General features: G+C 65.8%; 15 protein-coding genes and 1 pseudogene. 6 read left to right on the forward strand and 10 right to left on the reverse strand.

What is annotated here, in order from left to right; all coding sequences use genetic code 11:
* Positions 1 to 71: 71 nt before the first annotated feature.
* Positions 72 to 1112 carry a trypsin-like serine protease gene (locus V7Q42_RS08760; RefSeq protein ID WP_333823612.1) on the reverse strand — a complete coding sequence of 347 codons (1041 nt, stop codon included), beginning with the start codon at positions 1110 to 1112 and terminating at the stop codon, positions 72 to 74.
* A 205-nt stretch (positions 1113 to 1317) separates the two neighbouring features.
* On the opposite strand from V7Q42_RS08760, the gene V7Q42_RS08765 reads away from it, so the two are divergent.
* Positions 1318 to 1749: an Rrf2 family transcriptional regulator gene (locus V7Q42_RS08765; RefSeq protein ID WP_333823613.1), complete on the forward strand. Its 432-nt coding sequence runs from the start codon at positions 1318 to 1320 to the stop codon at positions 1747 to 1749.
* 93 nt (positions 1750 to 1842) lie between these two features.
* Here V7Q42_RS08765 and V7Q42_RS08770 read toward each other — a convergent pair whose 3' ends face one another.
* Together V7Q42_RS08770 and V7Q42_RS08775 are read right to left on the reverse strand one after the other, a co-directional pair.
* Complete coding sequence (locus tag V7Q42_RS08770; RefSeq protein ID WP_333823614.1) at positions 1843 to 2277, reverse strand: RrF2 family transcriptional regulator; 435 nt, start codon at positions 2275 to 2277, stop codon at positions 1843 to 1845.
* 150 nt (positions 2278 to 2427) lie between these two features.
* Positions 2428 to 3327 carry a LysR family transcriptional regulator gene (locus V7Q42_RS08775; RefSeq protein ID WP_333823616.1) on the reverse strand — a complete coding sequence of 300 codons (900 nt, stop codon included), beginning with the start codon at positions 3325 to 3327 and terminating at the stop codon, positions 2428 to 2430.
* A 104-nt stretch (positions 3328 to 3431) separates the two neighbouring features.
* On the opposite strand from V7Q42_RS08775, the gene V7Q42_RS08780 reads away from it, so the two are divergent.
* A complete protein-coding gene (locus tag V7Q42_RS08780; protein ID WP_333823617.1) occupies positions 3432 to 4274 on the forward strand; it encodes a dienelactone hydrolase family protein in 843 nt (280 codons plus the stop codon).
* A gap of 88 nt (positions 4275 to 4362) precedes the next feature.
* On the opposite strand, the gene V7Q42_RS08785 is transcribed toward V7Q42_RS08780, so the two are convergent.
* Positions 4363 to 5474, reverse strand: a protein-coding gene (locus V7Q42_RS08785) for an IS3 family transposase (protein WP_333823619.1) whose coding sequence is annotated in 2 segments (ribosomal slippage) — positions 4363 to 5225 and positions 5225 to 5474 — 1113 coding nt in all. Because the reading frame shifts where the segments join, the coding sequence is not laid out codon by codon here.
* Between V7Q42_RS08785 and V7Q42_RS08790 the strand changes: the two genes are divergently transcribed.
* Both V7Q42_RS08790 and V7Q42_RS08795 read left to right on the forward strand, forming a co-directional pair.
* Positions 5434 to 6828 carry an AAA family ATPase gene (locus V7Q42_RS08790; RefSeq protein ID WP_333823620.1) on the forward strand — a complete coding sequence of 465 codons (1395 nt, stop codon included), beginning with the start codon at positions 5434 to 5436 and terminating at the stop codon, positions 6826 to 6828. The genes V7Q42_RS08785 and V7Q42_RS08790 overlap by 41 nt on opposite strands.
* Positions 6829 to 7482: 654 nt before the next feature.
* The gene (locus V7Q42_RS08795; RefSeq protein WP_333823621.1) at positions 7483 to 9120 is read left to right on the forward strand and encodes a recombinase family protein; all 1638 of its coding nucleotides are present in this window, start codon (positions 7483 to 7485) and stop codon (positions 9118 to 9120) included.
* A 94-nt stretch (positions 9121 to 9214) separates the two neighbouring features.
* Here the strand turns inward: V7Q42_RS08795 and V7Q42_RS08800 are convergent, their stop codons facing one another.
* Positions 9215 to 9460 (reverse strand): hypothetical protein, encoded by a 246-nt coding sequence (locus V7Q42_RS08800; protein WP_333823623.1) that lies wholly within the window; start codon positions 9458 to 9460, stop codon positions 9215 to 9217.
* Here V7Q42_RS08800 and V7Q42_RS08805 point away from each other — a divergent pair.
* Both V7Q42_RS08805 and V7Q42_RS08810 read left to right on the forward strand, forming a co-directional pair.
* A pseudogene (locus V7Q42_RS08805) lies at positions 9461 to 9834 on the forward strand (IS1595 family transposase). It abuts the gene before it with no gap.
* A 614-nt stretch (positions 9835 to 10448) separates the two neighbouring features.
* A complete protein-coding gene (locus V7Q42_RS08810) occupies positions 10449 to 11048 on the forward strand; it encodes a hypothetical protein (protein ID WP_333823625.1) in 600 nt (199 codons plus the stop codon).
* A gap of 625 nt (positions 11049 to 11673) precedes the next feature.
* On the opposite strand, the gene V7Q42_RS08815 is transcribed toward V7Q42_RS08810, so the two are convergent.
* The 5 genes from V7Q42_RS08815 to V7Q42_RS08835 all read right to left on the reverse strand — a co-directional run bounded on the left by V7Q42_RS08815 (position 11674) and on the right by V7Q42_RS08835 (position 19047).
* The gene (locus V7Q42_RS08815) at positions 11674 to 13203 is read right to left on the reverse strand and encodes a PBSX family phage terminase large subunit (RefSeq protein WP_333823627.1); all 1530 of its coding nucleotides are present in this window, start codon (positions 13201 to 13203) and stop codon (positions 11674 to 11676) included.
* A complete protein-coding gene (locus tag V7Q42_RS08820) occupies positions 13200 to 13739 on the reverse strand; it encodes a hypothetical protein (RefSeq protein ID WP_333823628.1) in 540 nt (179 codons plus the stop codon). The genes V7Q42_RS08815 and V7Q42_RS08820 overlap by 4 nt, the downstream gene beginning before the upstream one ends.
* A gap of 403 nt (positions 13740 to 14142) precedes the next feature.
* A complete protein-coding gene (locus tag V7Q42_RS08825; RefSeq protein WP_333823629.1) occupies positions 14143 to 17916 on the reverse strand; it encodes a bifunctional DNA primase/polymerase in 3774 nt (1257 codons plus the stop codon).
* A complete protein-coding gene (locus tag V7Q42_RS08830) occupies positions 17913 to 18518 on the reverse strand; it encodes a hypothetical protein (RefSeq protein ID WP_333823630.1) in 606 nt (201 codons plus the stop codon). The genes V7Q42_RS08825 and V7Q42_RS08830 overlap by 4 nt, the downstream gene beginning before the upstream one ends.
* The gene (locus tag V7Q42_RS08835; RefSeq protein WP_333823631.1) at positions 18511 to 19047 is read right to left on the reverse strand and encodes a hypothetical protein; all 537 of its coding nucleotides are present in this window, start codon (positions 19045 to 19047) and stop codon (positions 18511 to 18513) included. The genes V7Q42_RS08830 and V7Q42_RS08835 overlap by 8 nt, the downstream gene beginning before the upstream one ends.
* Positions 19048 to 19184 lie beyond the last annotated feature (137 nt).

A 19184-nucleotide genomic window follows, 5' to 3' on the forward strand; every position in this document is an offset into this window, starting at 1 on the left:
GATAGAGCAACGGTTTCCTAAACCGTAGGTCAGGGGTTCGAATCCCTTCCGGGACACCACCACCGCCCCCTTCACGGCGCCGCCCGTCGCCCGCACCACGAGTCGTTCCGCGCCTCCAGGCAGTGGCGACGTTCGAGCAACGCCTGTGTGTCGGCGAGCCAGCGTCGAACGCTCGGGTCGGTGAGCGAGAACCACACCACCTGCCGGAAACAGCCGACGTTCGCCGCCGCTCGCCGCCCGAACCGCGGCAGCGGTCGCGACCCGAACGCCGAGACGCCGATCAGGCGCACTTCGTACCGCGGCGCGCCCGCGCCCGGCGCCTTCACCGTCAGAAGGGCGAGGACGGGCGCACCGGAATCGCCCTGGCAATAGGCCAGACGCGGCGGCGCTGGGATGTCCTGCAATTCGTGGTCGAAGACCATCCCGACCTCCGCGGCGACGGCCGCGCCCCCCGAACCGGCGATTCCCCGCACCTTGACCAGTGGAATGAAGCTCAATCGGTCGGTGAGTTCGCGGGTGTCGCGATCACGGTCGAAGCCGATCACCGCGGCGGCCCGATGCCAATCGCGCAGCACGTGCCCCTCCGCCAGCCGCAGACGCCCGGCGCCACCGGGAAAATCCCGGGCGAGTAGCAGGAGCCCGAGGTCGCGATGACGATGGACGTCGCGAACCGTCGACCGCCGGCGCCCCTCCGGCAGACGTCCCGATCCCGGGCGCCCGCCGGCCGCCTGCGGATGGATCGTCCAGTCCCGCACCCCGATCACCTGATGTGGCCCGCCGCGGCGCGGTTGCCGCGACGCCTCGATCGCCGTGGCGCCGGCGAGACAGTGTCCGGCGGTCACCACGAAGCGGCGGTCGACCAACGCCCCCATGCAGATCCCCGGCGGACCGGAGGGCCGCGTGATCCGCAGCCGCACGATGTCGGATCGGATGTCGATCGCCATCTTGTCGTAGACGAGATCGGCGTCGATGCCGTCGAGGGAGGCGAGACGCGGCACGGCCGACGGCGCCGTCACCGCGCCGCTCTCCGCCGGCACCACCGCCGTGGCCGGACCCGACAGGAGGCTCGAAACGATCATCGCGATCGCACCCGGATGCCACCACGCCGCCATCACGGTCTCCTCGGAACCATCGAACGAATCATACCACCGCGCGCGGGAGCGCACCGCCGCAGTCTCCGACGTGTCGCCCCATTTCACCGACGCCGGGTCATGACGCGGGTCACATCGGGAGGGGATTCTGCGGAGTACGAAAATCACGATCGCTGGTATATGTTATCGGCGCGGCGGGTGTTCGTCGCGATCCGGACATCGCCGTATGCGTCTGACCAGTTACACCAATTACGCCCTACGTACCCTGATGTACGCGGCGCTGGCCCATCCCCGTCTGGTTCGCGTCCAGGACGTCGCCGACGCCTACGGCATCTCGCGGACGCATCTGGTGAAATGCGTCCACCACCTCGGCATGTGGGGCTATCTGATCAATCAGCGTGGTCGCAACGGCGGTTTCCGTCTGGCGCGCCCGCCCGAGGAGATCAGCGTCGCCGAGATCGTTCGCCGAACCGAGGAAGGCTTCGGCTCGCCCACCTGCGGCAACACCGAAACCTCGGTGCAGAGGCTGGTGGATGCGGTGCAGCGTGCCCAGGCGGCCTTTCTCACGGTGCTCGAGCGCTACACCATCGCCGACATGACCGACAATGCCGACGTCCTGCGTCCGATCCTCGGCTTCGACGTCGACCACGCCGCCTGAGCGACGCGGTATCGCCCGCGGCTCCTCCCGCGGATCGGTGACGGCCGCCCGGAAGGCCGATCGAACCGCCCACGGCGCCGTTCGGCTCGTCCCTCAGGCGAGGATCGGAGCCGGCTGCGGCGAGTTCGCCCCGGGGGCGAGGTCGCCGATCGACGTGTCGCGCAGCACCGCCGAGAAGGCGTCGTGCGCCTCTTCACAGGCGACCCTGAGCCGGCAGATCGCCGCGATCCGGCAATCGCCGTCGGCTTTGAGCCGACAGGGGAAGAGATCGTCCTCGTCCTCGAACAGACGCACCACCTCGAGCAGCGAGATCCCCCGCGCCGGCCGGCCGAGCAGATAGCCGCCACCGCGGCCGCGCATGCCCTTGAGGTAACCCGCCCGCATCAGGCGATGGCAGGCCTTCACCACCAACGCCTCGGTCAGACCCAGCGACTGCGCCATGCCGACCATCGTCACCGGATCGTTTCCCGCTTCCGCGCAGGACATCAGGATACGAAGGGCCCCGTGGGTGCAGGCGTTGAGTTGCATGAGAGATCTTTCCGGCGCGGTCGCCGTGGTGATCGAAAGCGCACGCGCTCCCGTTCTTCGACCCCGGGAACCGGGTCGCCGTTTCCTTGTACCGTCCCGACGGTCCGGCCGACAAGCTCGTGAGGTTGCGCATTCGCCGCGGTCGCCACATCAGGACGCCGGTGGCTCCTCGGCCCCCACCCGACGCTTCAGGAAGCGAACGAAGCGCATCGCCTCCGGCGAGGCCGGACCGGCGGGCAGGACGCAGACCGCCTGATAGGTGAGGCTCGGCGCGAACCGCCGCAGGATCAGTCCTTCGGCGCGGCGTCCGTTCAGGACCGGGAACGGATTGAGCAGGGTCACACCGACCCCTTGCCGCACCAGTTCGACCGCCGCGAGGGCCGTCGCCGCCTCCGCCACGATCTCGCGATCGACACCGTCGAGCAGCGCGTCGACCCGTCGCCGCATCGAGTGGCCGCGCGCCAACTCGACGAAGGCGAGACCGGCGAGATCGGCGGCCGTCACCATGTCGAGCGTCGACAGCCGATGTCCCTGCGGCGCGATCGCCACCATCTCGGAGCGGTGGAACGGCTCGATCCGGGTCTCGGTGTCGAGCATCACCGTGTCGGTCAGGCCGAGGTCGGCCGATCCGGCGGCGACCGCGACCGCCACGTCGGCCGAGGCGACGACCGAGAGATCGAGTCGCACGTCACCGTGACGGCGCCGATAGGCGGCGAAGATCGGCGGCACCAGCGCCACCGCGAAGGTGGGAGGCGCGGCGATCCGCAGCATCCGGCCGGCGGTGACGGCGCTGCGGCTCGACAGACGGTCGAGCGAGGCGAAGACGGTATCGAGTTCGCGGTCGATCGCCAGTGCGTCGCCGGTCGGCCGGAGGCCGCGGCCCGCCGTCTCGAACAGGCGCCGGCCGAGGCGATCCTCGAGGCTCGCCAGCGCCCGGCTGATCGACGACTGGGAGCGACCGAGGCGGCGCGCCGCCGCTGCCGTCGACCCTTCGGCGAGGGTGGCGCGCAGCGCCTCGAGCTCGGACAGGGTCGGTCGGCGGTCCCGCATCGACGGCGATGATGTACTCGATCGATCACCCGAGTCGATCGAGTACATCGATGACGCGGGCCTCCGCCGGCCGCATCGTGACCCGGTCTCGAGGGAGGAACGCCATGCTGCGCCTGGCCGCCTACACCGCCGTCACGATCGCCGTCGCCGCCCCGGCTCTCGCCCAGTCGATCAAGGGAGCGGTGCTCGATCCCAGTGCCGACAATCTGCGCGCCACCTGGGAGAATGCCCTCGTCACCGTCCCGGCCGAGACCCCGGGCGGAGCGCCGCAGCAGGTCAAGTTGAAGGACCTGCCGCCGATCGCCGAGCGACGTCGGCCGTTGGTGGTGTTCATGCACGGCTCCAGCGGCATCGCCGGCTTCGTCAAGGACTATCAGACCTGGCTCGCCCGCGACCTCGGCCTCGCCTCGATCGCCCCGGACAGTCTCGCCATCGCCGATCGCCTGACCTACCGGTCGCCGATCGACAAGCCGACCTACGAGCGTGTCCACGGCCTGCGTCTCGCCGAACTGAGATATGCCCTCGATCACGCCGCCGAGCTGTCCTGGGTCGACCCCGATCACATCGTCGTCGCCGGCACCAGCGAAGGCGCGGTGCCGGTGGCCCGTCTCGACGATCCACGCCCGGTCGGTCGCCTGCTCTACGCCTGGTCCTGCGAGAAGAACTACTTCGTCGAGGACGACCGTACCGCGATCCCGCGCGCCACCCCGGTCCTGGCGATCATCGCCGCCAAGGATCCCTATTTCTCGCCGATGAACCCGTGGAACCAGGGCATGTCCGTCACCGGAACCTGCACCGCGGCGCTGCGCGATCATACCGCCGCGACGGTGGTGACGCTGTCGACCGACAAACACACCGTGGTCAATTTCCCCGAGGCGCGGTCCCTCGCCGGCGACTTCCTCGAGCGCACCCTCGGCATCGCCCCGCAGCCCCGTCCGAAACCCTGAGGGTCGAGCGGCGCCGCGTGCTCCGCCGACGGGCGGATGCGGTGCGTCGACCTCTCCGCCGCTGACCTTGCCCCCGGTTTGTCCCCGTTCATAGCCAGAATCCGTTCCGGTTCTGGTCCTCTCGGGACCGTGCTGCAAACTCGTTCGGTGTGAGCCCGTCGAGGCTCGTGTGGGGGCGTTCGGTGTTGTAGTCCGTTCTCCACTCCTCGATGACGTTGCGGGCATGGGCCAGCCCGCGGAACAACGTCTCGTTCAGGCACTCGTCCCGGAAGCGCCCGTTCAGGCTCTCGACGAAGCCGTTCTGCATCGGCTTGCCGGGAGCGATGTAGTGCCACTCGACGCGGTTCTCTTCGGACCAACGCAGCATGGCGTGTGACGTGAACTCGGTGCCGTTGTCGCTGACGATCATCGCCGGCCGGCCACGCAGGACAACCAGCCGATCCAGTTCGCGAGCGACGCGTACGCCCGAGAGCGAGGTGTCCACCAGCAGCGTCAGGCATTCCCGCGTGAAGTCATCCACGACGACGAGAACCCGGAAGCGACGTCCGTCAACCAGCGTGTCGGAGACGAAGTCCAACGACCAACGTTGGTTCCGTCCTTGCGGGATCGCCATCGGAGCCCGTGTGCCCAGAGCCCGCTTCCGGCCGCCTCGCTTTCGAACCGTCAGCCGTTCCTCCCGGTAGATCCGGTAGAGCTTCTTGTGGTTCACGGCGACGCCCTCCCGTTTCAGCAGGATGTGCAGCCGGCGATAGCCGAACCGACGACGGATGGCCGCCAGCTCCCGTAGACGCGCCCGAACGCCTTCGTCGTCACCGCGCCGCGAGGCGTAGCGATAGACGCGCGGCGCCATCCCTACGAGCCCGCAGGCACGGCGTTGCGAATAGCCCTTCTTCTCGATCGCCCAGCTCACGGCACGTCTCCGCGAACCAGGCGTCAGAAGTTTTTTCCCATCATCTCCCGCAACGTGGCGACGTCGAGCATCGACTCCGCCAAGAGCTTCTTCAGACGTCGGTTTTCGTCCTCGAGGGTCTTCAGCTTCCGGGCGTCGGAGACTTCCATGCCGCCGTACTTCGATCGCCACGTGTAGAGCGTCGCGTCGCTGATGCCGTGCTTGCGGCAGACATCCGCCACCGGCATCCCGGCCTGATGTTCCTTCAGAATGCCGATGATCTGCTCGTCGCTGAACCTGCTCTTTCGCATCGTCCGTCTCCTGTCGACGGATTCCAGTTCAGAACGAGGACATCCCCAGGGGCAAGGTCACGACCTGTGTGGCTATGGTGAAGCGAAGGAGTGGGCCCTCGGCGCGGTCGAGGATTTCAAGCGGATCCGCGCTGGTGAGCCCGCTCATCTGGTCGCTGCTCTGCTCGCTGGCGCACCCGGCACCGGCAAGACCAGAATGCTGCAGTCCATCGCGAGGACGACCGGGGCCACGCTGGTCTCGGCCTCTGTTGCGAATTGGTTCGCCAGATCTGCGGGCGATCTGGATGCTGTCATCAAAGCAGCGATCGAGGATTTTGACCGGGCCCTCGAAAATTCGCCAAGTGTCTTGTTCGTGGATGAGCTGGATGCTCTGCCGTCGCGCGACCGGTTGAATTCGAGAAATGCGGATTGGTGGTTGCCCGTCATTACCGCCGTTCTCCTGCAAATCGACAGGCTCAAAGCATCGTCCCGCGCAGTGCTGCTCGTCGCCGCAACGAATCACCCGGACCGCATCGATTCCGCGATGATCCGACCCGGACGTATCGACCGCACCATCCACATGGTGATCCCCGAGGGAGCGGAATTGGCCGGAATCATCCGCCAGTACGCCCCGACGGAACTGACGGATACGGAGATCGCATCCGTCGTCGAGATCGTCGGCCGTGCGACTGGGGCGCAAGTCGTCAACTGGATCGAGACCGCTCGGCGTCTCGCCAAGCATGCCGGGCTACTCACATTCGGGTTCTCGCATCTCCTCGCCGCTGTCTCGCCGCCCGATCATCGGACGCCGGAGCAGATCCGCGACATTGCGGTCCACGAAGCGGCGCATGCCGTCGTCGCCCACGCTTTCGGTTTCGACGTCGAGCGGGTCTCCATCATCGGCGCCGGTCGTATCGGTGGCCTGACCTCGGTCGAGACCGAGAGATTGACGAGGCGCCAGGATTTCGAAGCCCATATCACCGTCGCGCTTGCCGGGAGGGCCGGAGACGAGCTTTTCGGCGGTGGCGCCGACGCCGGAGCGGAAGCAGACCTTCGAATAGCGACCCGCTTGGCAACCGTGATGCGGGCCACCGTGGGTCTTGCAGGGTCTCTCACCCATCACGATCCCGACCTGTTGGCGCAGAAGCTTCTCGTCGACCGGGGGTTCGCTGCCGATGTCGAAGCGGATCTCGGCAAAGCCAGGAACACTGCTCGCTCGATTCTCCAGGATCGGCACGACCTTCACGCCGCGATCGTCGATGCGCTCACAAGGTCGCGGGTGCTCGACCGACACTGCCTGGAACGCATTGTGAAGAAGTGGAAAGGGAAGAAGCGTTCCGAGAAAGTCCCGGCATACGTAACCCACACCCCCTGACGAGGGTGAAGACCTCAGGCAGATCCTATTGCGTTTCGATCTGCCCTACTCGATCAACTCATGCAGGAGGTTCAAATATCAATGAAAAAATTGTAGCCGAAAATATTCATATATTACCTGGATATTTTCGCCAATCACATGATCATGTCAGAGAATTTCGCCATTTCTGCGGACCAACAGCTGGAGTATGGCATAGATCAGCTCTAACATGAATTTGTTCAGCCCTCGTCAGAGGGCTGAATATGGTGAGATCGGAACATCCGGCTCGCCCGTATCGAAGAAGGTGGGAAGCCATGCCGCGCTCGGCGGCGGTCGTCTTCGACACGTAGACCGTCGCCAGCGCGGGATCGCGAGCCCTCTTGGGCAAACCTCCGACCGTTAAGGTCGAAACCGGACTCGAACCGACAGCACATGCTCTCGGAACGGGTCAGACAGACGGCACGAGAACCGGTGCCACCGTTCCAATTTCGGGCACGTGCTCATCTGCACGCGAACTGCCTCCGGTCGACTGGAATTTGAAAAACCCGCTCCCGGTCTCCTTCCGTGAAGTCGACGTGCTGGAGCGCTGGATGAAGCAGATGCTCGATGCCGTGTTGAGTTGAGGCGACGATGGCGAGGCGCAGACCACCGGAAAGACGCGATCCCGACGCACCCATGCGCGTGGTGCTCTACGCCCGGGTGTCGACCCCGGGACAGGCGGCTGCTGAACTGTCTATTCCCGATCAGCTCGCTCAGATGCGTTCCTGGGCGGAAAGGAGGGGTGCAACTATCATCGCCGAGTTCGTCGACCCGGGATTCACGGCGACCGACACCAATCGCCCCGGCTTTCAGCAGATGATCGACCGAGTGATGAACGGCGAGATACGCATCGACGCAATCGTCGTCCACTCGCTGTCCCGCCTCTTTCGCGACTCGATCGAGCAGGGCGTCCAACGCCGCAATCTCGCCAAGCGCGACACGACGATCGTCTCGATCACTCAGGAATTCGGGCAAGGCAACGAAGGCGATTTCGCCACTCAGATGATCGCCCTCTTCGACGAATACTCATCGAGGGAAACGGCGAAGCACGTCACTCGCACTATGAAGCTCAACGCGAAGGAAGGATACTCGAACGGTGGCGTTCCGCCCTTCGGGTATCGCCGCGTCGCGGCGGGGCAGAAGGGCGATCGAATCAAGTCGAAATACGAGGTCGACCCGGTCGAGGCGGAAATCGTCCGAACCATCTTCAAACTCGCAGTCGAAGGCGACGGGAAGTCAGGTCCCTTGGGGGTGAAGCGCATCGCCGACACGCTCAACAAGACGGGTATCCGCACCAGGAAGAGCAATCTGTTCACGACCGGTGGTGTCCACGAAATCTTGACCAGAGAAGCCTACACCGGAACGCGGCGCTGGAACGTTCGGTCCAGCAAGACCGGCGACTACAAATATGAATCGGACGTGGTCGCCTACGAGGTGCCGACGATCATCGAACTCGACGTGTTCGACCGTGTTCAGAAACTCCTCGCCGATCGTGATCCGCAGAAGTCGCCGCCCCGTTTCTCCGCGTCGCCGACCTTGCTTGGCGGAATAGCGGTCTGTGAAGCCTGCGGTGCTGCGATGACCGCACGGACCGGAACGTCGCGCAGGGGTGTCGTCTACCAGTACTACGCCTGCTCGGCTGCGGGTCGGAAGGGCACCACCGCCTGCAAAGGACAATGGGTATCGGCTCCCAAGCTCGACGACGCGGTCACCGAGGGGTTGGTCGAGCGCTTGCTCCAGCCCGCGCATGTCATGTCGCTTCTCGACGGCGCGATGAAGGCGCGTGATGCCGCGAGGGAGGCCGTCCATTCGCGAATTGCGGCACTGACGAAGGAGGTCAAAGAGGCGGGAGACAAGCTCGACCGACTCTATCAGGCTATCGAAGTCGGCGTCGTCTCCGTCACCGACCCGTCACTGAAGAAGCGGGTCGATGACACTGTCGCCGATCGCGACCGTGCTCAGGCTGCGCTCGATCGTATCTTGGCATCCGAAACGTCGGTGAAGACGATCGATCCGATGAAGGTGCAGATTTTCAGCTCCGCCATGGCGACGACGCTCCGCACCGGAGACGTTGGGGCGCGGAAGGCGTGGGTCAACGCCCTGATCGACCGTATCGTCGTCGGGAAGACCGGCATCCGTGTGATCGGAAAGAAGGACCTACTCGCCCGCGCGATCGACGCCGACGGCGATCTGACCCGCACCGCCAGACCGGTTCGCAGTTCTGTGAGTGAGTGGTGCCCAGGCCGGCTGCACAATATCAGATCAAGTAATTGATATTGCTTAATACGCTTCGTAGGATCTGCGAGATTACCACCATCGTTACCACCATCCCCCGCCGTGCCCCCTCCGCCGACCGCCGTCCCGGCCCTCACCACTGCCCCAAGCGGCGTAGGTATTCGATCGAATATGCGTCGCCATTGTGCGCCGCCCCGCCGATCATTGTGAGTAGGGCTAGCCCTCCCATTAGCGGCGGCTCGTCCCATCGCGCCGCCATCGCCAGCACCTGCGCTGCGAACTCGCGCTTCGGCAGCCTCGCCAGCCCGCGCACCCAAGCGGGATCGTGCTCATTGTACTCGGTGTTCTTGAGCGTGAAGGCGAGCTTCGCACTGAACACGTGAACGACCAGACGGCGCGGACGCTGCAAGGATATGTCCATGAGAATGTCGCGGCGAATGAGACGGTGATGACCGGCGAGGACCGTGGGTTCAAGGGTCTGCACAAGACGCATCACCATCACACGGTGAATCATTCGGCTGGCGAATATGTCCGTGACTTCAGGATCCATACGAATGGGATCGAGAGCGTTTGGCGCTTCTCAAGAGGCAGATCCTCGGCATTCACCATTGGCTGTCGCCGAAGCACCTGTCCCGGTATCTCGACGAAATGACGTGGCACTTCAACCGCCGTGATATGGTTGTCACCGACCGGATGAATGCATTGTTCGCTTGCGTCGAAGGGCGCTTGCGCTATGTGGATCTCAAGGCATGACCGGGGATCGAAAGACGGAGCCCCCGTTCGGACTGAACATGAATTTCGGGGAAGCGTTGAGGCGGTTCGCCAAGACCGATCCGAAGGAAATTGTCGAGAGCATCGAACGCTCGAAGCAAAAAAGACCGCCGGGGAATGAGCCTCCCCGACGGTCAGGACGTACGAAGGACGTCAGTTCGTCATCTGAGGGCCGCCGACGCAAGCCTGAAGATGACTAGCGCCAAGCGGTTAGAGGCCGCAGCAGCGCCAGTAGCCCGTTACCGACTCGACGCGACCATTCCGGACGCGCGAGTGCGGGCGGACCCAATGGCAAGCACGCTTGCTCATGGGCTTTCGCTCCATGTTGGACGTGCCGCTTGCGGGTCTCCGACAGATGCCGTACGATGTACGAGCAAATCAGACGTCTGTCTTCGTTCACGGGGTGGCACAACGAGCGCCCGTGAAGCGCCGGCAGATCCAAGGGGCAGCGGGCCAACGCTGCCCCTTTTTCGTACCGGGCACCCTCGCGATTCACCTTATCTTCGCATTCATACGGGCGCAAGGCCGCGATTGTGTATGGCGCAAAGAATCTCCGGATGCTAAGCTCTCCGCCAGAACGGACCGGGAGCAACTGAATGTCGGACGCCGCCTTGCAAAACGCAGAAGCCCGCCGCGATGCGCTTGCAGCGCAGATCAATGCGGCGCAGCAACAGATCGACGAATGGAAGCGGGATCTGCGGGACGTTGAGCAGTTCATCGCTACTTGGCACGCATATGCGGGGATGCCGAAAAAAGAGGGAGATGCGTCCGAAGGGTCTCTTCTCAAGGATGTCATTCTTGAGAAGTTGCGCACACTTCCGCCCAAAACAATCGTGCAGACCGCAAGCTCGCGCCGGTCACAAGGGAATTCGAAAAAGGAAGAAGTTGCCGAGGCCGCGCGGGATATCATCCGCGAACGCGGTGAGCCCGTGGGGCGCTCCGATCTCTACAAGGAACTGGTGGCGCGGGGCCTTCGCATTGAAGGCACGGACCCGGAAATGGTGCTCTCCACTATGCTGTGGCGTATGAAGGACCGCGTCGCTCGTCTCAAAAGCGGCGGGTACTGGTTGGCGGACGTGAAAAACGATGAAGTCGGCTATGACCCGAACCCGCCAGAGACCGAGGCGGAATTTCAGGTTCGTATGGCTGCCGAGTACCCTGATTTGGACGGTGGTGGAAGAATTATCCAAGATTGAGTGCGAGTTGCATATCGGCGACGAGCCCCGCCGCTGAGCCGGGCTTTTTTGTTGGGGGCGACATGGCAAAATATTGCGAGCCGATGCTGTTCCTTAGCAGGCTGCTGAAAAAAGCGCGGTCAACGAACTGATTGGAAGGCATCCCGCAAATGAAAGCGGCGTTTCGGGCGGCAGGCGAAATACAGTTCCCGAATTAGATCCTCTGCGGAACATGATCCTGTCGAGTTGAGCTCGAAATCGCTTTTTCAGAACCCTGTTAGAGATGGAACGGCCGTGCCTTTCCATTCTTCGTATGAAGAAAATGGATCACGTATGCCGCCCGCTGGATTGGAGCGGCAGTGGCGTTTTGTTGTTCGTCGAACGATCCAGAAAATATGGCATCTACTTTGCTGGGCTTGAGAGTCCCGTTGGCTTCTAGGACTTCAACCAGTCGGGTTAGGATGCTGATCGACGCGAGCACGACGGCTTCTGTATCAACGGCTCTGGGCTGCAAAATGTATCTCACGCGTACCGTGCAAATCAATGCTATACACAATCTATCAGATATGTCGCACATGTATATTCGTCCAAAAATTTCGGCATGTATTCACTCCTCTGGTGCGCCGCGCCAACCCGTCCCGGCCCCTTACCAGCCGATGCGGAAGCGGATGGCACCGCCGGCCCCGCCACCGTCGATCAGGTCGGAGACCGCGTAGCGCAGCGCGTCGCACGTGTGGTCGTCGCCGTCGCGAGGACGAGCGAGAATGCGATCCGTGCGGCGATCGCGCTGCCACTGGTAGCCGATCAGCTCGCGAAGCGTGCTCGGGCACGCGCGAGAGACGTAGATCGTGAATCCCCGCAGCCAGAAAATGCCGCGCATGACGCTTCCGGCGCTCTTCCTCGCTCCCCCGGCATCGATCCTGGCCCGCCGCAGGTCTTCGATCCGCTCCGGCTCGTGATCGGTCAGCAGCCGGCCCGACCCGACGAGCCCGGCCACCGCCGCAACGAGATCCGCGGTCGGCGCGTGCGTGACCAGCTCCTCCGTCACGAAGATCGTCCGCCGCTCGACGTCGACCACCGCCTTGACCAGTGCGTGCGGATCGGTGCCGCCCCGGCTGAAGTCCAGCCCGGCGACCGGCACGGCATCCGCGCCGATCGCGTCGTCCGGCGGCATCCCGGCGACGACGCTCGGATAGATCCGCGCCTCTGTCAGCGTCAGGTGCTCGCCGAGCCACGTGTGACGCGCCATCGCGACGTCACCGCCGCCCATCTCATGCACGAGCGAGTCGACGAGACCACCGCCGAAGAAGTAGGGGTTTTCGGTGTAACTCACCCGCTTCGCGACCGACCTCGGCGGCGGATTGGTCGTCGACAGCAGCGCCGCGTCGACCGGATCGGACTCGTCCTCGGGATTCAGCGTGTACCAGAGGCAGGCGCCCGGCCGGCGGATCGAGTGCGAGAGCTTGCGCAGCGCCGCGGCGGTGACCGACGCAGCCTCTTCGATCCAGCAGATGTCGGCGCCCTCCAGCGACTTCGCCGAGTCCGGCGATCGATCGAGGCCGAGAAAGGATATCCGCGACCCGGTGTGCCCATGGGTAATCGTCTGCTCCATCACCTCGAATTCGTCCTCGAGGCCGAGACGGTCGATCCAGTCGACGAGCAGCGTCCGCACGCTGGCGCCTATATTGGCCATGAATTGCCGCGCGCATATGATCCTCAGCCGGCGACCGCGCGCCAGGAGCAGCGTCGCCACGCCCGCCGACGTCGACTTCGACCCGCATCGCCCGCCCCACAGCGCGACATGCCGCCATTCGCCGACATCGAACAGAGGGCGCGCGGCCTCCGGTAGGACGACGTCTGCGGATCGAAGCGATTCCTCGAGGCGCTCCCTACCGCCCCCGGCCACCGCCGACCGTGCGGCCCCCTCTTCGTGAGGGTTTTCCCATGCCGCGTCGATTCCGAGCGATGACCACATCTCGGCGGTGGTGAGCACCCGGCCGCCGTCGACGTGAAGCCGGGACGGCAGGAAAAGGACCCGGATCGCGCGCCCGCCCGGCGACCCGGGTATGAGCATCCCGCCCGTCGCCACGTCGATCGTCGGCCCGGCCATCGCGGCGCTTTGCGGCCGCACCGCGTCGAGCCGGCTCGCCATCCTCCGCAGAGCCGCATAACTCACGGCTCGCCCTCCGGCCCGGCCATCGGCTCGCCACCCTCGACGGCGCCACCCCGCGCAACGACGGCATCGACGCGCTTCGCCAGCTCGTCGGCGAGGACGATCGACCGCGCCTGCTCGATCATCGCCATCGCCTCGCGCCCCTCGGCGGCGGTCATCTCGCCCTCCGCCACGAGACGCAGAACGTCGGTCGCCGCCGATCTCAGCCCCGCCTCGGTCAACTCCCCAGCCGGCAGCAAGAATGGCGTCAGCGCCGCTCTCTGCCTCGGCAAGATGTGTTTGAGCAGCGCCGTCACCACGGCCGGTTCACCCTGCGCTGCTAACTTCAACGCCATCGCGACGACCTTCGATCCGCCCGCCTCGGCGAGCCGCTTCTGTGCCTCGATCGTCGTCCGACTGAGTGATCCCTTCGGCCGACCCGGGCTGCCCGAATTGCCGGGAGCGAAACGCCCCTTACTGTCACGGTCGGCGTGCGGCGGCTTCTCCTCTGCACCACCCTCTTCGGACTCGTCGGCATCTCCACCGTCGATGCTCGACACCACCCCGCCGGGCTCTTCGACACCACCCTCGGCGATGACCGGCGATGACCGGCTCGTAGAGTGCGTGAGGGAAAGGAAGGTGAGGAGGCTCATTGGTCCTGTCCTATTTTGCCGCCATGTCGGCCTGCCGACGAGCGCAGGCGGGGAATCGGATGAAATCGGGTTGGAGCAGGGTGGCAGTGAGACAGTGGGTTTAGGGGGTCAAAACCCCCATACGCGGGCGCACACACTCTCTATCTCTTCCCCTGTGGTTTCTCCCGCCCGTGAGAGATTTGACTACTAAACCCACTTTCTCACTGTGACGGCCCATTGTTTTGGTGTCTCGAAATCGCCGGGAGCCTTGATTGATGGTGAAAACAGCACATTCTTCCCTCCACTGTTTCCACTGTTTCCACTTTCTTCCTCATTTCTGCCCCCGCACTCGCACCAGCTCATAGGATGCATACCCGTCGAGCAGTTGCTTCCGTCGGATCAATTTCACCCCATCGAAGAGGTTGCCCTTGAGGCTGGAGAGCTTGGACCGGAGCGTCCGCCACCGCATCTTGGCCGGGTCGCCCGGCGCTCTCGTGATGTCGTCGAGCAGCTCGGCTAGCCGGATGATCGCCGGCCGCTTGCCCTCGTTCGCCGGCATCGGCACGCCCCACGCCGCCGACCGCGTGACCTCGTCGTGGTATTTGTGGAGCGCCGCATGGGAGAAGCAGATTCGGGGGTTCGTCCCACCCCCCACGGTGTAGTACTCGCCGACCGCCTCCCACAGAACCGCCATCAGCTCCTGGTCGTCGCCGACCTCGAGGACGTCGGCCTCGTCGGATCGCGTGAATTCGAGGATGTCGACGCCCATCAACCAGTGCAGCGCATCGCGGACGACGCTCCCGAAAGCGCCGAAGCCCGCATGATCAGGCAACCACCCGTGCGCCCTCCGCCCCCCGGGGAGCCGATCCGCCTCCTCTCTCGCGATGTGGTGAGCCCGCATGACGATGAGCGCGTCGCGGACGATCTGCGGCCGCTCTCGGTGAATCTGCTCCATCCTCTCCTCGATCGAGATCGGCCGCGCGCCTCCGGCGATCGGGGGCGACACGGGCGGGGAGAAGGGGGTCCAGACCCGACCGAACCGCAGCGCGGCCGCCTCGGCTTCGGGATCGTATCGCCGCTCGCCCGTCACCGGGTCGACGACGAAGCCACCGCCGGCCGCCCGCTCCGGCATGCGCGGAGTCTCCTCTGGCGAGATGATTCGAATATCGATCGTCCGCCTCGGCCATTCATTGGCCGGAGAGACGTTGTTGCCGTTGTAAAACCAAAGCATAGATTTCGGTTCGATGCGGATTTGCGCGCTCTCGCCGAGTGGTCGGACGTCGACCGACTTTTCCATGATCGCCGAAAGGGCGGATCCAATATTCGGAAAAACGCCAATTACATTGTCATATGAGATCACTTCTGCATTATCGAGAAGGGCCGCCTCCGTCCGCTTCGACATCTCGTCGTTGGTTCCCTGTGACCACGTCAAATTGACCCGCTTCGTCTCGTGTCCGACGCCCATCGCAATCATGATGTCGACAAGCTTGGACTTGCCGCCGCCGCTCCTCGGCGACGTGACGGCGAACATCGGCGACCTCGGCACCGCCGGCCGCGCCACTCCGGCGAGCACTGCCCCCAGGGCTGCGACGAGGCCGAAATCTTCGTCGAAGTAGGTCCCTTCGAAGTAGCTCATGAGGCGCCATACCGCCGATTGAGCCGCCTCCCGCGTCGACGGCAGGTCGCCCATCGCCGCCGGCATCCCGAAAGACGGCGTCAGCCAATAGCCCGCCCGGTGATAGCCGCGCCCCTCGACGATCTCACCGCCGGAGCCGAGCGAGGGCGCGCGCAAGATCCCCTCCAGTGGCCTCGCCCGCTCTCTCGCGCTGGCGCTCTTGGCGCGAAGCTGACGTTCGAGGAGCGCGTCGGGCGCCTTCATCCACTCGACGACGAGGACCAGTTCACCGCGCTCGGCGGCGATCACCGCGTCCTCGGTCCCTTTGAGGCGAGCCCGCGAGCCGTCGTCGCCGATGATGACCGTGTCGTCCGGGTAGAGCCCGGCCGGGACGCGGCGAGAGGGCGGCGCGGCGTCGCGGAGCAGCTGCACCGGCTTCCACACGTCCGGCTTGTCGGGCTTGCCCTTCGGAGGCCCCATGTTCAGCTCGACGGGATGCGCATCGCTGATCGTCGCACTCTCCCGCCGACGCCAGCATCCGACGCTCTCGCCGCGGCTCGCCCTCGTCGTCCTCACGAGTGCGACGTGTCGACGGCATAGATTGACCAGCAGCTCGCGCCCGTCGCCGCCGGTCGGTGAGACGATCTCGGTGAGCGATCCGCGCACCGACAGGTGCACGAGCTGCCCTCTCGACCGGAACAGGGCGCTCTCGCGCTCCAGCAGCATCAGGATGCAGTCGACCGATTGCGTCTCCTCGCCGGGCTGCCACGCGACGATCGGCTTGTGACTCCTCACAGCCGCGATCTCACCGAAGGCCGCCGAATTCGCCATTTCCTCCCCCTCCTCGTCGATCGCCGCCGGGACCGTCACCCCCGCCGCCGGCTGCCCGAACAGCACGCCGATGTCGAGCAGCGCCCCCACTGTCGGAACTGCCGCCGGCTGCACCTCGACGCCCCAAATTTCGCTCATCGAAAGCGGGCCACCGCTCGCCTTGGACCCCGGCGACGACTTCGCGACGCCGTCGATCAGCCCCCACTCGATCGCATCGAACAGCCGGTCCATCTGCCCATCGTCGAAATCGGCCTCTGCTCCGGCCTCGCGAAGCGCCTCGTCGAGCGCGTCCTCGGCGATCCCCACGGCCGCCGACCACCCCAGGCGACGAGATCGCACCACCGCGCCGATCTTGAACGAGAGGTCGTTGACCGCGTTGCGCAGCTCGTCGACCGCCTCGCCATCGTCTTCGATTTCGAGCGCGGCCTCGGCCTCGGCGCGGAACATTCGAAGGTGCTGCTCGACCGCGGCTCGGCCGGCTTCTCCCCCGTGACCGCGCGCATAGCCGTCTTCGCCGAGATCACCGGCCCCGACCACCGCGATTCCGTCGACCGACACGACCTCGTCGCCCTTCCGCTCGACGGCGCGCCTCGAGCCGCCGCCGCCGCCGATCAGCGCGACGGAGTCACTGCACGACCTGATTCCCCAAGAAATCGCATCCTCTACCGTGCGCCAGTGCTCGATGGGCACGGCGTCGTGCGCCGCCTCGACCGCGGCCCCGTGCGTCAACAGCCGATGCCGAACGAGCGCGCCGAGCTTGCCGCCGAAGATGAGCGCGTTGTTGTGATAGGAACCCGGCCCGGCGGCGGCGTCGAATTCGCTTCTGAGCAGGGCGACGATCGACCGGCCGCGTCGCCCGTCCTCGCCGAGCGCATAGCCCGCGGCGTCCGCCTCCTCGGCAGAGAGCAGCGCCCATCCGCCGTAGGTGGCGAGCCCGCCGGCCGTCCAGGTCGGTCGGTCATGACCGGCCGGCGTGCCCGTGACGTTCACCTCGCCGGCCGGCGCCACCGTTCCGCCGGCCGACCTCGCCGGATCGACCCTCCCCAGCTCGTCGAGCAGGCTGTCCGGCGCCACCGGAAGCCCCTCGCCGGCCGCCAAGAAGTGCGCGTAGGCGCGAATCGCCGCCTCTTCGTCGAGCCCCTGGACCGCAGGCCCCGCGACCAGCCATCGCCGCCCATCGGCCCGGATTGACCCCGGCAGGACCACATAGCCGCCGCCGCTGCCGCCGCCGCCCGGCCCTCGCACGTCGACGCCGCGCGATCCGAGTGAGGACCGATTTCCCCATTCACGACCGGGCGGGAGCCCGATCGGCACATGCGCGCCCCCGCCCGCCGTCTCGACCCACGCCTGTGGCGCGATTCCGTGCCGCCCGAGTAGAGCGGCAAGCTCGGCGACCCCGTCGACGCCCTCGTGGTGTCGGTCGCCGTCGAGTACCAGCACGCGGCCACCCTTCAGTGCGAAGCCGATCAGCGCCGTCGGCCACATGGTCCACCACGCCGAAATCTGCGCCGCGTCGACCACGGCGTCGGGCCACCCGGTGATGAGCGGGCGCTTCGTCGCGGGGTCGCATGGGAAGACCTTCAGTCCGGCCGCCGCGTAGATCGCCGCCGCGACGGTGGGGGCGGTGATGTGAGCGGGTCCGCCGAGCAGCGCGGTCATAGCCCGTCCTCCACCCGCTCACTGGCCAGGGGCAGGCCGATTTCGGCTCCGGCGAATCCCGCCTCGGCGAGCCTTTGCATCAGGATTTCCCGCGCCTCTGCGGCCGTCCTTCCGAGCGTCGTCACGGTGACGCCGCCGCCCGTGACTCGCACCCGCCGGCTCGCCAGCTTGAGCCCCTCACGCCGGGCAATCCGCTTCATATGCCATCGGCGAGTGCGGCCCGGATCGCGGCGATATGCCTCCTCCAGCTCTTCCGCGAGCCGCTCTTTGAGGAGATGCCACGCCACCTCGGCCTCGGCGACCGTGGTCTCGCCCCCGTCGAGACCGACGTGAAGCATCTTCCGATGCCCGTCGAGCCGCGGTAGCTGGCCGTCGAGTGGCGCGATGAAGTATCCGTTCGCCCCCATCGTCGCGCCCCTCAGGAGGCGCTCGACGCGCTCGTCCGCCGCGGAGAATTCGGCCCGCGCGCTATCACCGCCGAACGGCCGCCGCCCCTCCAGGAAGCCGCCCATCTCCGCCAGTGTCTGCCCATCGATCACGGTCTCGGCTCCCGCCGCTTTCGCCTTCTCTGCGGCCTCCCGCCGTCGTCGCGCTTCACCCATGGGGGATGCCCTCCGCGCCCGAGATGGCGATCTCGGCTCGGTGCCAGCGGCCATTTTCGCCCTGCACCATCTCGTAGGTCGGCCGATCGTCGACCCGCCAGAGGGCTCTAGCCCCTCGCCGCCCTCGCCGATGCAGGGCGAGGCCATTGGCGAGCCTGCAGCCGACGCGGGAGTTGACCACGCCCGACAACCAATGACGTGCGCTCGAAACCCGACGACACACACCGTAGTTCTCGACGAGGTCGAGCAGGCTACACGCCGCAGCGATCGCGTCCCGCCGCAGCTCGGCCGTCTCCGGCTCGGTCGACGCATCCTCGGACTCGCTGCAGAGCGTGTCGCAGGCGTCGAGGATGACGGCGAAGGTCAGCCCCTCGTCGTTGCCGGCGATCGCCTGGAGCCACCACACGACATCGGCCAATCGCCGCGTCGCCTCGATGCCGAGAAGGATGCGTTGGTCGGCCGGCAGCTCTTCGGACGTCGGGGAACAGCCATAGATCGGCTTGTGACCACCACTCAGTTCGTGCCTCATGCACTCGATCCATGTGGGCGCAGTTGTTCCGCCGGCAGCCCGGCCGAGGGCGCCGTTCAACAGCCATGTCATGTCGGAAATCCTCACCGGCCGGTGTCGAATTCGATTGAGGAGCCCCGCCGGCCGTGTAGAATCGG

This window comes from Pinisolibacter sp. (genome assembly GCF_036782435.1).
GTDB lineage: Bacteria > Pseudomonadota > Alphaproteobacteria > Rhizobiales > Ancalomicrobiaceae > CALBKH01.

What these genes read in the sequence shown, in the direction of transcription:
- V7Q42_RS08760 (WP_333823612.1), bottom strand. Translation starts at nt 1,112, where the DNA reads ATGGCGGCGTGGTGGCATCCGGGTGCGATCGCGATGATCGTTTCGAGC.
- V7Q42_RS08770 (WP_333823614.1), bottom strand. Translation starts at nt 2,277, where the DNA reads ATGCAACTCAACGCCTGCACCCACGGGGCCCTTCGTATCCTGATGTCC.
- V7Q42_RS08825 (WP_333823629.1), bottom strand. Translation starts at nt 17,916, where the DNA reads ATGACCGCGCTGCTCGGCGGACCCGCTCACATCACCGCCCCCACCGTC.
- V7Q42_RS08830 (WP_333823630.1), bottom strand. Translation starts at nt 18,518, where the DNA reads ATGGGTGAAGCGCGACGACGGCGGGAGGCCGCAGAGAAGGCGAAAGCG.
- V7Q42_RS08790 (WP_333823620.1), top strand. Translation starts at nt 5,434, where the DNA reads ATGCCGATGATCTGCTCGTCGCTGAACCTGCTCTTTCGCATCGTCCGT.
- V7Q42_RS08775 (WP_333823616.1), bottom strand. Translation starts at nt 3,327, where the DNA reads ATGCGGGACCGCCGACCGACCCTGTCCGAGCTCGAGGCGCTGCGCGCC.
- V7Q42_RS08835 (WP_333823631.1), bottom strand. Translation starts at nt 19,047, where the DNA reads ATGAGGCACGAACTGAGTGGTGGTCACAAGCCGATCTATGGCTGTTCC.
- V7Q42_RS08810 (WP_333823625.1), top strand. Translation starts at nt 10,449, where the DNA reads ATGTCGGACGCCGCCTTGCAAAACGCAGAAGCCCGCCGCGATGCGCTT.
- V7Q42_RS08780 (WP_333823617.1), top strand. Translation starts at nt 3,432, where the DNA reads ATGCTGCGCCTGGCCGCCTACACCGCCGTCACGATCGCCGTCGCCGCC.
- V7Q42_RS08795 (WP_333823621.1), top strand. Translation starts at nt 7,483, where the DNA reads ATGCGCGTGGTGCTCTACGCCCGGGTGTCGACCCCGGGACAGGCGGCT.
- V7Q42_RS08765 (WP_333823613.1), top strand. Translation starts at nt 1,318, where the DNA reads ATGCGTCTGACCAGTTACACCAATTACGCCCTACGTACCCTGATGTAC.